Annotated in this window: 15 protein-coding genes; 9 read left to right on the top strand and 6 right to left on the bottom strand. The window is 66.7% G+C overall.

Annotated features, from left to right (window positions below):
• Positions 1 to 7 precede the first annotated feature (7 nt).
• Both ACP16H_RS14270 and ACP16H_RS14265 read left to right on the top strand, forming a co-directional pair.
• A complete protein-coding gene (locus ACP16H_RS14270) occupies positions 8 to 502 on the top strand; it encodes an NUDIX hydrolase (RefSeq protein WP_425072970.1) in 495 nt (164 codons plus the stop codon).
• A 55-nt stretch (positions 503 to 557) separates the two neighbouring features.
• Positions 558 to 2,042, top strand: a complete 1,485-nt coding sequence (locus ACP16H_RS14265; protein ID WP_425072969.1) for an inorganic phosphate transporter — start codon at positions 558 to 560, stop codon at positions 2,040 to 2,042.
• Positions 2,043 to 2,434: 392 nt separating this feature from the next.
• Here ACP16H_RS14265 and ACP16H_RS14260 read toward each other — a convergent pair whose 3' ends face one another.
• Positions 2,435 to 2,698, bottom strand: a complete 264-nt coding sequence (locus tag ACP16H_RS14260) for a succinate dehydrogenase assembly factor 2 (RefSeq protein WP_425072968.1) — start codon at positions 2,696 to 2,698, stop codon at positions 2,435 to 2,437.
• Positions 2,695 to 3,093 carry a helix-turn-helix domain-containing protein gene (locus ACP16H_RS14255; RefSeq protein ID WP_425072967.1) on the bottom strand — a complete coding sequence of 133 codons (399 nt, stop codon included), beginning with the start codon at positions 3,091 to 3,093 and terminating at the stop codon, positions 2,695 to 2,697. The genes ACP16H_RS14260 and ACP16H_RS14255 overlap by 4 nt, the downstream gene beginning before the upstream one ends.
• Before the next feature lie 88 nt (positions 3,094 to 3,181).
• Here ACP16H_RS14255 and ACP16H_RS14250 point away from each other — a divergent pair, with 88 nt between their 5' ends.
• Together ACP16H_RS14250 and ACP16H_RS14245 are read left to right on the top strand one after the other, a co-directional pair.
• Positions 3,182 to 4,390 carry a pyridoxal phosphate-dependent aminotransferase gene (locus tag ACP16H_RS14250; RefSeq protein ID WP_425072966.1) on the top strand — a complete coding sequence of 403 codons (1,209 nt, stop codon included), beginning with the start codon at positions 3,182 to 3,184 and terminating at the stop codon, positions 4,388 to 4,390.
• Positions 4,383 to 4,781, top strand: a complete 399-nt coding sequence (locus tag ACP16H_RS14245) for a hypothetical protein (protein WP_425072965.1) — start codon at positions 4,383 to 4,385, stop codon at positions 4,779 to 4,781. Before ACP16H_RS14250 ends, ACP16H_RS14245 begins: the two co-directional genes overlap by 8 nt.
• Positions 4,782 to 5,044: 263 nt before the next feature.
• On the opposite strand, the gene ACP16H_RS14240 is transcribed toward ACP16H_RS14245, so the two are convergent.
• A complete protein-coding gene (locus ACP16H_RS14240; protein WP_425072964.1) occupies positions 5,045 to 5,314 on the bottom strand; it encodes a hypothetical protein in 270 nt (89 codons plus the stop codon).
• Positions 5,315 to 5,511: 197 nt separating this feature from the next.
• On the opposite strand from ACP16H_RS14240, the gene ACP16H_RS14235 reads away from it, so the two are divergent.
• The 3 genes from ACP16H_RS14235 (at position 5,512) to ACP16H_RS14225 (ending at position 7,483) form a co-directional block, all read left to right on the top strand.
• Complete coding sequence (locus ACP16H_RS14235) at positions 5,512 to 5,922, top strand: hypothetical protein (protein ID WP_425072963.1); 411 nt, start codon at positions 5,512 to 5,514, stop codon at positions 5,920 to 5,922.
• Positions 5,923 to 6,015: 93 nt separating this feature from the next.
• Positions 6,016 to 6,807 (top strand): inositol monophosphatase family protein, encoded by a 792-nt coding sequence (locus ACP16H_RS14230; RefSeq protein ID WP_425072962.1) that lies wholly within the window; start codon positions 6,016 to 6,018, stop codon positions 6,805 to 6,807.
• A gap of 334 nt (positions 6,808 to 7,141) precedes the next feature.
• Positions 7,142 to 7,483 (top strand): hypothetical protein, encoded by a 342-nt coding sequence (locus tag ACP16H_RS14225; protein ID WP_425072961.1) that lies wholly within the window; start codon positions 7,142 to 7,144, stop codon positions 7,481 to 7,483.
• A gap of 9 nt (positions 7,484 to 7,492) precedes the next feature.
• On the opposite strand, the gene ACP16H_RS14220 is transcribed toward ACP16H_RS14225, so the two are convergent.
• From ACP16H_RS14220 to putA, 3 genes are all read right to left on the bottom strand, one after another.
• Entirely contained in the window at positions 7,493 to 7,858 is a 366-nt protein-coding gene (locus ACP16H_RS14220; RefSeq protein ID WP_425072960.1) for a GFA family protein, read from the bottom strand.
• On the bottom strand, positions 7,855 to 8,634 hold the full coding sequence (locus ACP16H_RS14215) for a rhomboid family intramembrane serine protease (RefSeq protein WP_425072959.1): 780 nt from the start codon (positions 8,632 to 8,634) through the stop codon (positions 7,855 to 7,857). Before ACP16H_RS14215 ends, ACP16H_RS14220 begins: the two co-directional genes overlap by 4 nt.
• A gap of 109 nt (positions 8,635 to 8,743) precedes the next feature.
• Positions 8,744 to 12,175, bottom strand: coding sequence for a bifunctional proline dehydrogenase/L-glutamate gamma-semialdehyde dehydrogenase PutA (putA, locus tag ACP16H_RS14210; RefSeq protein WP_425072958.1), 3,432 nt, complete (start codon positions 12,173 to 12,175; stop codon positions 8,744 to 8,746).
• Between the two features lie 103 nt (positions 12,176 to 12,278).
• Between putA and ACP16H_RS14205 the strand changes: the two genes are divergently transcribed.
• Positions 12,279 to 12,755 (top strand): Lrp/AsnC family transcriptional regulator, encoded by a 477-nt coding sequence (locus ACP16H_RS14205; RefSeq protein ID WP_425072957.1) that lies wholly within the window; start codon positions 12,279 to 12,281, stop codon positions 12,753 to 12,755.
• A gap of 42 nt (positions 12,756 to 12,797) precedes the next feature.
• A complete protein-coding gene (locus ACP16H_RS14200; RefSeq protein WP_425072956.1) occupies positions 12,798 to 13,325 on the top strand; it encodes a tetratricopeptide repeat protein in 528 nt (175 codons plus the stop codon).
• The last annotated feature ends 107 nt before the right edge of the window (positions 13,326 to 13,432 follow it).

Below are 13,432 nucleotides of genomic sequence, written 5' to 3'. Positions count from 1 at the left end.
CAACGCATTGATCGGGAGATTCAAGGACCTCTGGGGCGACTACGTCGAACCCATCTACCGGCGACCGGAACGGTTGCAGTTCGCCGCGCTGTGTTATCGCGGCGAAGGGGAGGACCTGCGCGTGTTGCTTATCACCAGCCGCGACACGGGGCGCTGGGTGCTGCCGAAGGGCTGGCCGATGCGCGGGCGCGACGGTGCGGGCACGGCGCTGCGCGAGGCCTGGGAAGAGGCGGGTGTGCGCAAGGCCGTGGCGGACACGCTGCCCTTGGGCGATTTCGTCTATGACAAGGGGCTGAAGGGCGACTGGTGCATCCCGGTGCGTTGCATCGTCTACAGCGCGCGGGTCACGCGGCTGGAGGACGATTTCCCCGAGATGTCCGAGCGGCGCCGGGTATGGGTGACCCCCGCCGAGGCGGCCAGCATGGTGAACGAGCCGGGCTTGCAGGGGCTTCTGCGCCAGTTCGCGTCACGAAACTGTCGTATACCTGTTACAAAACGTTGATTTTCAGTCCTTGGGCGACTAGGGCGGGGCCGACCTGAACGGGAGGCCCTGAACCATGGCGGATCATTCCAGAGACGCGAACCACCTCGAAACGCTGGACCGCGACCTGAAACGCCTGAGCACGCTGGAGCAGGCGACGGCCTATGTCGCCAAGCCGGTTGCGGGGAAGGGCATCGCCGCCGTCTTCATGATCGGTGCGGCGCTGCTGGCGGCGCTGATGTTCGGCGGCACCGGCAGCATGATGACCATCGTCATCGCAGCGGTCTTTGGCGCCTACATGGCGCTGAACATCGGCGCCAACGACGTGGCCAACAACATGGGCCCGGCGGTGGGCGCGAACGCGCTCAGCATGGGCGGGGCCATCGTCATCGCGGCCGTCTTTGAAAGCGCGGGTGCGCTGATCGCGGGCGGCGACGTGGTGTCGACCATCGCCAAGGGCATCGTGGCCCCCACGGCGATGGAATCGGTGGACGAGTTCATCTGGGCGATGATGGCGGCGCTGCTGTCCTCGGCGCTGTGGGTCAACCTGGCGACCTGGATCGGCGCGCCGGTGTCGACGACGCATTCGGTGGTCGGCGGCGTGGTCGGCGCGGGCATCGCGGCGGCGGGGTTCGGCGCGGTGGAATGGGGCCAGATGGGCGCGATTGCCGCCAGCTGGGTGATCTCGCCCATGCTGGGTGGTCTGATCGCGGCAGGCTTCCTGTGGTTCATCAAGGCGCGCATCGTCTACCAGGAAGACAAGATCGCGGCGGCGCGCAAGTGGGTGCCGGTGCTGGTGGGGATCATGGCGGGAGCCTTCGCGGCCTACCTGGCGATGAAGGGCCTCAAGCATCTGGTGAAGATCACCCTTCCCATGGCGCTGATTATCGGCGCGGTGCTGGGTGTGGTGACATGGATCGTGATGATCCCGGTCATCAAGCGCCAGTCCGAGGGGCTGGAGAACCGCAACAAGTCGCTGAAGGTGCTGTTCGGCATCCCGCTGATCGTCTCGGCGGCGCTGCTGAGCTTTGCCCATGGCGCGAATGACGTGGCCAATGCGGTCGGCCCGCTGGCGGCGATCGTGGATGCGGCGCAGTCGGGGGACTTTACCTCGGCCTTTGCGATCCCCTTCTGGGTGATGGTGATCGGCGCCATGGGGATATCCTTCGGGTTGTTCTTGTTCGGACCCAAGCTGATCCGGCTGGTGGGTTCCGAGATCACCAAGCTGAACCCGATGCGCGCCTATTGCGTGGCGCTGTCGGCGGCGATCACGGTGATCGTTGCAAGCTGGCTGGGGCTGCCGGTGTCCTCGACCCATATCGCCGTGGGCGCGGTGTTCGGGGTGGGCTTCTTCCGCGAGTGGGATTTCGAGCGCCGTTTGAAGGCCGCGCGTCAGGCGGTGCCCGAGCGCCCGTCGCTGCCGCGCGAGGAGCGTCAGCGCCGCAAGCTGGTGCGCCGGTCACACTTCATGACCATCGCGGCGGCATGGGTCATCACGGTCCCGGCGGCGGCGGTGCTGTCGGCGGTGGTGTTCTGGGGCATCCGGGCCATGGTGGGCTGACAGGATCGTGTCTGACCTGGCGGAGGCGCGCTGGACGCGCGCCGCTGGGTCAGCACCTTCGGCGCCGTGAGGGGGCGCTGCCCCCGTCCGCCGCTGGCGGACTCCCCCGAGGGTATTTATGAAACCAAAGAAGCCAGACGCCAGGGAACCCCGGTGGGGGTGCTCTCCGCGTCTATGCTTCTTCTTGGTTGAAATACTCCTGGGGGGGCGGGGGGCAAAGCCCCCCGTCGTGCAAGGCACGACAAGCTGAAAGTAAGGGGGAGCAAAGTCCCCCGTCGTGCAAGGCACGACAAGCTGAATGTAAAGGGGGGGGGCAAGGCCCCCGGCGGTCGCCTGAGCGAAGCGAAGGCGAAACGATCGGCGCGGGAGAGGCCGGGCGGGGACTTTCCGGCTCAGCCGTTGGCGGCGACGTTCGAGATGTCGGCGACGAGGGGGGCGTGGGCCTCGGGCGCGGGTTTCTGGCCCGAGATCCACTGGTAGAGGTCCTGATCGTTCTCGTCGAGCAGGGCCTCGTAGGCGTCGAGACCCGCGTCGTCCATCCCGGACAGGCGCGCGGCGGCGTAGCGGATCAGGATGATGTCCATCTCCTTCGTGCCGCGCCGCATGGAGCGCATGTTGAGCCGTTTCAGGCGGATGTCGCGGGTCTCTGGGGTCATATCCGACCTTCTTCCTTCAGCTGGGCGCGCAGGCGTTTTTCGACCTGCGCCATCTTTTCGGCCTTCTGGACGATCTGGGCGCGCAGGGTGCGCATTTCCAGCAGCAGCGCGGTCACATCCGGGGACAGCACGCCCTCTTCGGGGGTGGCGAGGCCGCCTTCGCCTTCGCCGGTGATGAGCCACATCATCGAGACGTTGAGGATGCCGGCCAGCATCTGAAGACGGTTGGCGCGGGGTTCGGCCTGATCGTCCTCCCAGCTTTGCACGGTCTTGAGCTTCACTCCGAGGCGTTTTGCCAAGGCTTCCTGCGTCATGCCCTGCGCTTCGCGTGCCGCCGCGAGGCGGTCGCCGAGGGTGGCCACGTCGGGGCCGTACCAGTCTGTGGTGTCTTGCATCGTTTTTTCTCCCTTGCGTCGCCGCTTGATCGGGGGTCGTTTGGAACCTAAGACAGGCAGCGCCTGATTACAAACCGATGAGGTCGAGATGCCCTTTCTGTCCGAAACGCTGGCCCGCGTGAAACCTTCTCCGACGGTGGCGGTGACGCAGCTGGCGCGCGAATTGGCGGCGCAGGGGCGGGACATCATAAGCCTCGGTGCCGGTGAGCCTGACTTTGACACGCCGGACAACATCAAGGCTGCGGGCATTGCGGCGATTCAGGCCGGAAAAACGAAGTATACGGCCCCGGACGGCATCCCCGAGCTGAAGCAGGCGATCTGTGACAAGTTCGCGCGCGAGAACGGGCTGGCCTACGAGCCGTCGCAGATTTCGGTTTCGACGGGTGGCAAGCAGGTGCTGTACAACGCGCTGATGGCGACGTTAAACCCCGGCGACGAGGTGGTGATCCCCGCGCCCTATTGGGTAAGTTATCCCGATATCGTGCGGCTGGGTGGCGGTGAGCCGGTGATCGTGGAGGGCGAGCGGCAGCTGGGCTTCAAGATCACGCCGGAGGCGCTGGAGGCCGCGATCACACCCAAGACGAAGTGGTTCATCTTCAATTCGCCCTCCAACCCGACGGGCGCGGGCTATACCCGCGACGAGTTGAAGGCGCTGACCGATGTGCTGATGCGCCATCCACTGGTCTGGGTGATGAGCGACGACATGTACGAGCACCTGACCTTTGACGGGTTCGAGTTCGTCACGCCCGCGCAGGTCGAGCCGGGGCTGTACGAGCGGACGCTGACCTGCAACGGCGTGTCCAAGGCCTATGCCATGACCGGCTGGCGGATCGGCTACGCGGGCGGGCCGAAGGTGCTGATCGACGCCATGCGCAAGATCCAGGGGCAGTCGACGACCAATCCCTGCTCGATCTCGCAATGGGCGGCAGTCGAGGCGTTGAATGGCCCGCAGGATTTTCTTGCGACCAACTGCGATCTGTTCAAGCGGCGGCGCGATCTGGTGGTGGCGGGGCTGAACGCCTGTCCGGGGATCACCTGCGCGGTGCCAGAGGGGGCGTTCTACGTGTACCCGTCGGTGGCGGACTGCATCGGGAAGGTGTCGAAGGGCGGCAAGGCGATTGTCGATGACGAGGCCTTTTGCACGGCGTTGTTGGAGGAGGAGGGCGTCGCGGTGGTGTTCGGCGCGGCCTTTGGCCTGTCGCCCTACTTCCGCGTCAGCTATGCCGCCGCGGACGAGACGCTGGCCGAGGCCTGCGTACGGATCAAACGGTTCTGCGAGGGATTGCACAATGGCTGACCTGCCGAACTACTACTACCGCATCCGCGAGAACGGCGCGGCGGTGTTCCGGGTCGATACCGAGAACCGCCAGCGCCGGATCGAGATGGACCAGATCGCGGTGGTCAACCTGAACCGCAACGAGATCAAGCCGCAGGGCGAGGCGAAGCTGACCGAGGGAGATCTGGCGGAAATCCGGTCCTGGATGGCGGCGCGGAAGGCCTTGCTGGCGATGCGGGACATCGACGACATCCACCGCGCGGTGGATTACCTCAACACCACGACGCAATGGGTGCAGTCCAAGGCGACGGATGACCAGCTTGAGGAAGTGACGGATGCCCTGCTGCTGGCCATGCACGACCTGCGGTCGGTGCTGGTGCGCAAGAAGGCCGATCGGGTGATGAAGGGTTGAGGGCGGGCTGACTGGGCGGGTTTGGCCGTGTTTTTGGCAGATTGCGCGGGATGAAGCGGCGGCGGGCCGCCGTGGGGAACCTTTGCGGGTCGCTCCCCCTTTTATCCATGTAGCAACAGACGTAGCGATAGATATGCCGACCGATCCGACACCGGCGGGCGAAGGCCCCGCCCATTCCTTATTGACACCTTTCCGCGCCTCCGGGTCGCTGTTTCCGCTGTCGCCGGACGCGGTCAGGGCGCTTCTGGAGTTGCGATAGGAGCCTAGGGGGTGATGCGACGCCGCGCGTCTGCCTTCAAGCGACGGACGGCGTCCGCGTTGTCGGCTTCCCACGCCTTGAACCCCGCGTAGCCCGCGCGGTTCTGCGTCGCGCGTTCCGGTGTGCCGGGGCGGGCGGGAGCGGCTTCGATGAATTCCAGTTTCACCCGTTCATAATGCGCGATGCACTGCGCCGCCTCCTGCCGGGACAGCAGGCGTTGCGCGGCGGTCTGGTCGCACAGGTAGTAAAGGGCAAGGAGCGTGTGCAGGGTCATGGCCCACAGGCTGCGACCGCAGTGATTGGAAAATGGTTAACGGGGCGTGCGCCGGGCGGGGTCATTTGTTCGCAACGGGAAACAATTCCCGCACACTCGCCCGGAAAGTCAGGAAGAAATTGACTTGCCCACAGGGGGTGTTAGCTTCCAAGAGGGATTTCTGCGAGTCACCGTATTCAGTCACCATGGGGGACAACATGAAACTTTTCCTTGCGGCCGCTGCCGCCGTCGCGCTGTCGGGCTATGCCTCCGGTGCTTTGGCCGAAAGTGTCCAGCTCAATATCTACAAGGTCGATATCTACACCGGAGCGGCCGCTGCTGGCAGAGCTGCCGACAGTGACATGTATATCGGTGACCAGTACCGTGGCAACGCGACCAACAACCCGAACTCCAACATGCTGCAGCACGCATACAACGCGCCGAACTACTGTCCGGCGGGGCTTCAGCCGGTGCTGGTGGGTGGGGTCGTCTGCTGCGGCAACGCCAATGCCGGTGCCTATGTGGACCGTCCGGGCAAGGTCGCACGGCGTCCTGCGCCGCGCGCCTATGCGCCGGTGGGCGTCAAAGGTGTGGCCATTCCGGGCGAAAAGGGCGTGGTTTACCGCTGAAGGTAACCACTGACGGGCTTCTGCCCTTGTTCATTCCTGTCAGGCCGCGTATAGGCGCGGCCTGATTTCTTTATGTCGTCCGGAGGCCAATCCATGCAGGGCAGCGCGAATCTCAACATCATGATGAAGGCGGCGCGCAAGGCGGGGCGGTCCCTGGTCAAGGACTTCCGCGAGGTCGAGAACCTTCAGGTGTCGATGAAGGGCGCGGGCGATTTCGTCAGCCGTGCCGACATCGCCGCCGAGGCGATCCTCAAGGAGGAACTGCTGGGCGCGCGTCCGACCTACGGCTGGCTGGCCGAAGATGGTGGCGAGATCGACGGGCAGGACCCGACCCGGCGCTGGATCGTCGATCCGCTGGATGGCACCACGAACTTCCTGCACGGCCTGCCGCATTGGGCGGTCTCCATTGCCCTGGAGCACAAGGGACAGATCGTGTCGGCGGTGGTCTTTGACGCCGCCAAGGACGAGATGTTCTACGCGGAAAAGGGCTCGGGCGCGTGGCTGAACGATTCCAAGCGCCTGCGCGTGTCGGGCCGTCGCCGCATGGTCGAGGCGCTGTTCGCCACGGGCGTCCCCTTCGGGACCAAGCGCACGCTGCCCGCCACGCTGAAGGACCTCGCGCGGCTGATGCCGGAATGCGCGGGCGTGCGCCGCATGGGCGCGGCCTCGCTGGATCTCGCCTATGTCGCGGCGGGCCGGTACGACGGCTACTGGGAGCGTGAAGTGCAGCTGTGGGACGTGGCCGCAGGGTTCCTGATCGCGCAGGAAGCGGGCGCGCTGGCCGAGGGCATCCGCCCGGACCAGGACCCGCTGGAGCACGGCGCGCTGCTGGTGGCGAACAACGACATCTTCTCGAGCTTTGCCAAGGTGCTGCGGTCGGAGTGATCCGGACCGACCCGGCTGATCTGATGCCCGGCCGGTTCGCGTGGCGGGCTGAGGCGGCTTGAACACCGGGGCCGGGAAAAGCAATCGCACGCGCGTGGCTTCTTCTTGGTCCAAATACCTCCCGCCGGAGGCCTCCCGACCCTTCCGCGCCCGCGGACTTCGATGATCCGGCACCCGATTGCCACCGCGTAGGTCGGGGATTCCCCGACCCGTCTTGCATCCTGCCGTTTGGCCAGCCATGGGAAAGTTACATGGGATGGTTGACGGAATCGCGCGGGAGGACCTACGCTTTTGCCTGGGCATTTCGGGAGGGCGCGTCGTGGGTCCCAGAGCCTTGGCCATCGGATTTGTGCTGCTTTTCGCGACCGGCTGCGAGGACTGGGGCGTCGCGCAGCCCTTGGTCGTCAATGGCCGGAGCTACTTCATCTGGCGCAGAACGCTGGCCGCCGAGGACTGGTATTTCGTCGATCTCGGTAACGGAGAGCGCACGAGTTGCGGCGATACACGTTTGTCCTGCGGAGAGGTGATACGTGACTTCCTCGACAAGCGCGATATCACCGATCGGGTGGAGGATCACGTTCCAGACGTCCCTCCGCCCCCTCCCATGCCGCCCGATCCTCCGTCCGTCGATGCGCCGGTGGAAGATGCGGCGGAGGTCCCGGGACGCGATTCCTGATGGTCGGGCCTAGCGATCGGACGGGTGGTTGACGCCGTCGTTCCAGTGGACCGGTTCGAAATCCTTCGGCTCCATGCCCTCGATGGCATAGAGGTTCACGCCGAACTCGTTCGGGTTGGAGCGACGGCGGTGGTACATGTAGATACCGCAGGTCTTGCAGAAGTAGTGTTTCGCCGTGTGGGTGCCCCAGCTGTAGAGCGTCAGGTTGTCCTCGCCCTTGGTGACCGTGACGCCGTTCAGGGGCGCCGAGATCACCGCAGAGGGGCGGCGGCGGCAATAGGAGCAATCGCATTTGCGCGGCGCGTTGGGGCCGTCGATGGGGGTGACCGCCAGTTCGATGGCGCCGCAGTGGCAGGTGGCCTTGAGTGTGGTCATTTACGCTTGATCCTTGGGACACGGGTCACGGAGTCCCGATGGTCTTTGTGACGGACGGGACGTTCACCCCAGCGATACCCGCCAGACGGGTGTGGAGGCAAGCCGCGCGTGCGGCTCCAGAAGCGGGGACCGCCGAGGCGCAGGAAGGTGGGCAGGGTCAGGATCAGACCCGCGACGAAGCCGCCGATGTGGGCCCAATAGGCGACGCCGCCTTCGTCGGCGCTGGCGCCCCAGCCGCCCCAGAGCTGCAGGGCGAACCATGCGGCGAGGGTGATCCATGCCGGGACGGGGATGACCTTGAAGATGATTATGATGATGACGAGGATGTCGACGCGGGCGCGCGGGAACAGCAGCAGGTAGCCGCCCATGACACCCGCGATGGCGCCGGATGCGCCGACGGTGGGAATCATGGAGTAGGGCTCTGACGCGTAGTGGATCAGCCCGGCAGCAAGGCCGGAGGCGAGGTAGAAGAGGGCAAAGCGGGCGTGGCCCATCTCGTCCTCGAGGTTGTCGCCGAAGATGTAGAGGTACAGCATGTTGCCGATGATGTGCATCCAGCCGCCATGCAGGAACATGGAGGTCAGGAGGCCGGAATAGCCGTAGCCTTCGGAGATAAACCCCGGGACCAGCGCGTAATCGGCGTAGAAGGCCATGAGCGCGCGGTCGTTGTTGAACAGGTCGAGGTTCGACAGGAAGACCGCCACGTTGATCGCGATCAGCGCGTAGGTGACGTAAGGCGTCCGCCCGGACGGGTTGTGATCGCGGATCGGGAACATGGGATAGAGGTAGGCGCAGCGGCGCGCGCCGTCCAGAGGTTTGGGCCAGGGCCGGGGCAGGTCGGGGAGTATCCCCGACCTACGCGTGACATTGGCGTGGCGCTGGCGCTCAGGCGTGACCGGCCAGCAGCGCGGTATTGCCCCCGGCGGCGGTGGTGTCGACGCAGGTGTGACGCTCGGTCAGGGCGTGGGCGGCGTCGGGCTGACCGGTGATGAGAGGCAGGATCGGGCCGGGGCGGCGGGCCAGTGCCTGACGGTAGGCGCGGGCGGTGTCGGCGTCGCCCCACCAGAGCACACCCGAGATGCCACCCAGCGTTTCGAGTATCTCCGCCGCGACGGGTGCGGCGGTGGCATGGGCGATGCCGCCAAGGGCGCGGATCGCCTGCGCCTGTGTCTCGGACGCGGTGCGGCCCGGGCCGAGGCAGAGGACTGGCGGGCGGGCGCTGGTGGTCAGCTGGTTGGCCTCGCCGGTGGGGCCGGGGAGGGTGGTGCGCCGGGGTTTGGTGTCGGTCTGTGCCGTCTGGGCGAGGCTGGTGGCAAGGCCCTCGGCGGTGGCGGGCAGGCGTTCGGTGCGGGCCTCGGCGCTGGGCGCGGGATGGGCGCGGAAGCGGGGCAGGTAGTGCGGCCCGCCGGCCTTGGGTCCGGTGCCGGAGAGGCCTTCGCCGCCGAAGGGCTGGCTGCCCACGATCGCGCCGATCTGGTTGCGGTTGACGTAGATGTTGCCCGCGTGGATGCGGTCGGTGACATGCTGCACGCGGTCGTCGATGCGGGTCATCAGGCCGAAGGTCAGCCCGTAGCCCGTGGCGTTGATGGCGTCGATCACGCGGTCGAGGTCGCGGGCATTGTAGGGGGCGATGTGCAGGACGGGGCCGAAGATTTCCTGTTGCAGATCTTCGATGCCGCTCACGCGGATCAGGGTGGGCGGGGTGAAGTGGCCCGTGGTCGGGGTCGGGAGGGTTTTCAGGACGCGGCCTTCGGCCTGCGCCTTGGCGATGTGGTCGAGGATCGTCTGCGCCGCCTCGGCGTCGATCACCGGGCCTGCGTCGGTCTGCGGCTGCCATGGGTCGCCTAAGGTGAGTGTGTCCATCGCCCCGGTCAGCATGTGCAGGAAGTCGTCGAAGATGTCCTCTTGAACATAAAGGCAGCGCAGGGCGGAGCAGCGCTGGCCCGCCGACTGGAAGGCGCTTTCGACGATGGCCTGCACGGCCTGTTCCGGCAGGGCGGTAGAGTCGACGATCATGGCGTTCAGCCCGCCGGTTTCCGCGATGAGCGGCGCGCCCGGGTCGAGGTGGTCGGCCATGCTGCGGTGGATCGCTTGCGCGGTCTCGGTCGAGCCGGTGAAGGCCACGCCTGCCACCTGAGGGGCAGAGGTCAGCGCCGCGCCCACGTCACCCGCGCCGGGCAAAAGGTGGAGCGTTTCGGTCGGGACGCCTGCCTGATGCAGCAGTTGCGTGGCGCGGAAGGCGATCAGCGGGGTTTGCTCGGCGGGCTTCGCCAGCACGGCGTTGCCAGCAGCCAGCGCGGCGGCGATCTGGCCGGTGAAGATGGCCAGCGGGAAGTTCCACGGGGAGATGCAGGCAAAGGTGCCCCTTGGGGCGTCGTTGGTGGTTTGGCCCGCGTAGTAGCGCAGGAAGTCGACGGCCTCGCGCAGTTCGGCGACGGCGTCGGGCAGGGTCTTGCCCGCCTCGCGGTGCAGCAGGGCGAAGAGTTCGCCGAAGTGGGATTCGTAGAGGTCGGCGGCGGTGTTGAGGATGTGCGCGCGGGTGGCGGCGTCGGCCTGCCATGGTTGCGCGGACTCCGCGGCGGCGCGGGCGAGGCCGGGCGAGGCCCATGCCACCTGTCCTACGGTGTCGGCGGGGTTGGCCGGGTTCAGGCGGGTTTCCGGGGCGGTGGTGTCGCCCTTGGCGGTGGTCAGGGGCGCGACTTGCCACTGGTGGGCGGCAAAGGCATCGCGGGCCTCGTTGATCCGCGCCATGGTCGGGCGGTGTCGCAGGTCCCAGCCCTTGGAGTTCACGCGGCCCGGAAACAGGTCGCGGCCCGTCGGCAGGTCCGAGGGCTGCGCCGCGTCGAAGGGATCGGCGGCGACGGCGCTGGGCGGCACGGAGGTGTCGACGATCTGGTGCACGAAGGAACTGTTGGCGCCGTTTTCCAGCAGACGGCGGACGAGGTAGGCCAGCAGGTCGCGGTGCGCGCCCACGGGGGCGTAGATGCGGCAGGCGGTCTGGTTCTGGTCTTTCAGCAGGGCGTGCAGGGTCTCGCCCATGCCGTGCAGGCGCTGGAATTCAAAGGCGTCGCGGGGCAGATCGCGCGCCATGTGCAGGATCGCCGCTGCCGTGTGGGCGTTGTGCGTGGCGAACTGCGGGTAGATGCGGTCGGTCATGGACAGGAGCTTGCGCGCGTTGGCGATGTAGCTGACGTCGGTAATGGATTTGGCGGTGAAGACGGGGAAGGCGTCGAGGCCCATGACCTGCGCCTTCTTAATCTCGGAGTCCCAGTAGGCGCCCTTGACGAGGCGGACCATGATGCGGCGGTTGAGGCGTTCAGCGGTGGCGTGCAGCCAGTCGATCACGGCACCGGCGCGCGGGCCGTAGGCCTGCACCACGACGCCGAAGCCGTCCCAGCCGCGCAGGCTGGGGGTTTCCAGCGTCTTCTCGATGATGTCGAGCGAGAGCGAGAGGCGGTCGGCCTCTTCGGCGTCGATGTTGAGGCCGATGCCCGCCGCCTTGGCCAGACCGCAGAGCGCGGTGAGGCGGGGGGCGAGGGCGGCGATGGCCTCGTCGCGCTGGAGGTCGTCGTAGCGCGGATGCAGGGCCGAGAGCTTGACCGAGATGCCGGGATTGCGGCGGATGTCGTCATGCGTGGCGGCCCCGGCGATGGCGGTGATCGCGCGGGAATAGGCGAGGTGGTAGCGGGTGGCGTCCTTCTCGGTGCGGGCGGCCTCGCCCAGCATGTCGTAGGAGTAGGTGTAGCCCTTGGCCTCTTGCGCCTGCCCGCGCTTCATGGCGGCCTCGATGGTTTCGCCAAGGACGAATTGCGCGCCCATTTCCTTCATCGCGCGGGCCACGGCGGTGCGGATGACGGGTTCACCCAAGCGCTTGATGGCGTTGCGCAGGTGACCGGCGGGACCGGGGCGGGCGTCGTCGTCCAGAACCTTGCCGGTCAGCACCAGCGCCCAGGTGGAAGCGTTTACCAAGGGCGAGGTGGAGTGGCCGAGGTGGCGGGACCAGTCGGAGGGGGCGATCTTGTCCTCGATCAGGGCGTCGATGGTGGCGGCGTCGGGCACGCGCAGCAGCGCCTCGGCAAGGCACATGAGCGCCACGCCCTCGTCGGTCGAAAGGCCGTATTCGGCGAGGAAGACCTCCATCAAGCCGGGGCGTGTGCTGGCGCGGATCTCGGTGACGAGGCGGGCGGCCTGCGCGGAAATGGCGGCGCGGTCCTCGGGGGAGAGGGCAGCGGTGGTGCGGAGGCGATCGAGCACCTCGGCCTCCGCGGCGTAGGTGAGCGTGTCGATGCGGGCGCGCAGGTCGGATGGCGTGTTCATGGGTGCCTCTGGGGTGAATTGCGTGTATGATACTCGCGAGTTGCCGGGTGATTTCACTGATTGATGCGGCTGACGTAGGTGTTTCGACTTTTGAGGGTGCGTGATGCAGGATGAATTGGCGGAGATGGACCGCTTTGACAGGGCGATTCTGCGCGAGCTGGCGGGCGAGGCGCGAATTTCGGTCACCGAGCTGGCGCGGCGGGTGGGCCTGTCGAAAAGCCCGGTGCAGGCACGGCTGAAGAAGCTGGAGGACAGCGGCGTCATCAAGGGCTACCGCGCCCTGCTGGACCCGATCCGGCTGGGGCTGGCGCATGTGGCCTTTGTCGAGGTGAAGATGGTCGACACGCGCGAGCCGACGCTGGCGAAGTTCAATGCGGCGGTGGCGAAGATCCCGGAGATCGAGCAGGCGCATCTGATCGCGGGCAATTTCGACTACCTTTTGAAGGTGCGCACGGCGGATATGCCGTCCTACCGGATGGTGCTGGCCGAGAAGGTGTCGACCCTGCCGGGGGTGGCGGCGACCTCGACCTTTGTGGCCATGGAGGCGATCAAGGACGATGCCGTCACCGAGGTGGGTTGATTTGTAAACAATCTGTGGCAGGCTGGGGCCATGCGGTATGTCATGGCTTTCCTTCTGGCGGCGGGGCCTGCGGTGGCGGGCGGGTGCCCGGCTGCGCCGGACCTGTCGGAAGAGCTGGATCCCCTGTACGAGGCGCTGCGCCTGGCGCCCGATGCCGGGGCGGCTCAGATGATAACAAACGACATGTGGCGGTTGTACGACAACGCGCCGGATGGACCCTCGCAGGAGATCCTCGACGAGGGGATGCAGGCGCGGGCGGCCTTTGACCTGCTGGCAGCGCGGGAGCGGTTCGACACGCTGATCCTGTATTGTCCGGACTATGCCGAGGGGTACAATCAGCGGGCTTTCGTGCATGTTCTGGGCGGCGATTACGCGGCGGCGGTGCCGGATTTGGAGCGGGCTTTGGCATTGAATCCACGCCATATCGGGGCGCTGTCTGGATATGCGCTGACGCTGTTGGCCTTGGGGCGGGAGGCCGAGGGGCAGGTGGCGCTGCGTGAGGCTCTGGAGGTGAATCCGTGGTTGCCGGAGCGGCGGTTCCTGGAGGGCGTGCCGGGGGATGAGCTGTAGGGTTTCGCTTTGGCTGCGCGAAAGCGACTGAGATGTTCGGATTTCGCTTTGGCTGCGCCAAAGCGACGGGGGCGGGGCGGTGGGTGCGCGGGGTGTGGGGGGGTCCC

Origin of the sequence: Sagittula sp. S175 (assembly GCF_049800975.1) — a bacterium.
Lineage (GTDB): Bacteria > Pseudomonadota > Alphaproteobacteria > Rhodobacterales > Rhodobacteraceae > Sagittula.
This window is presented reverse-complemented; position numbering and strand designations above follow the sequence as displayed.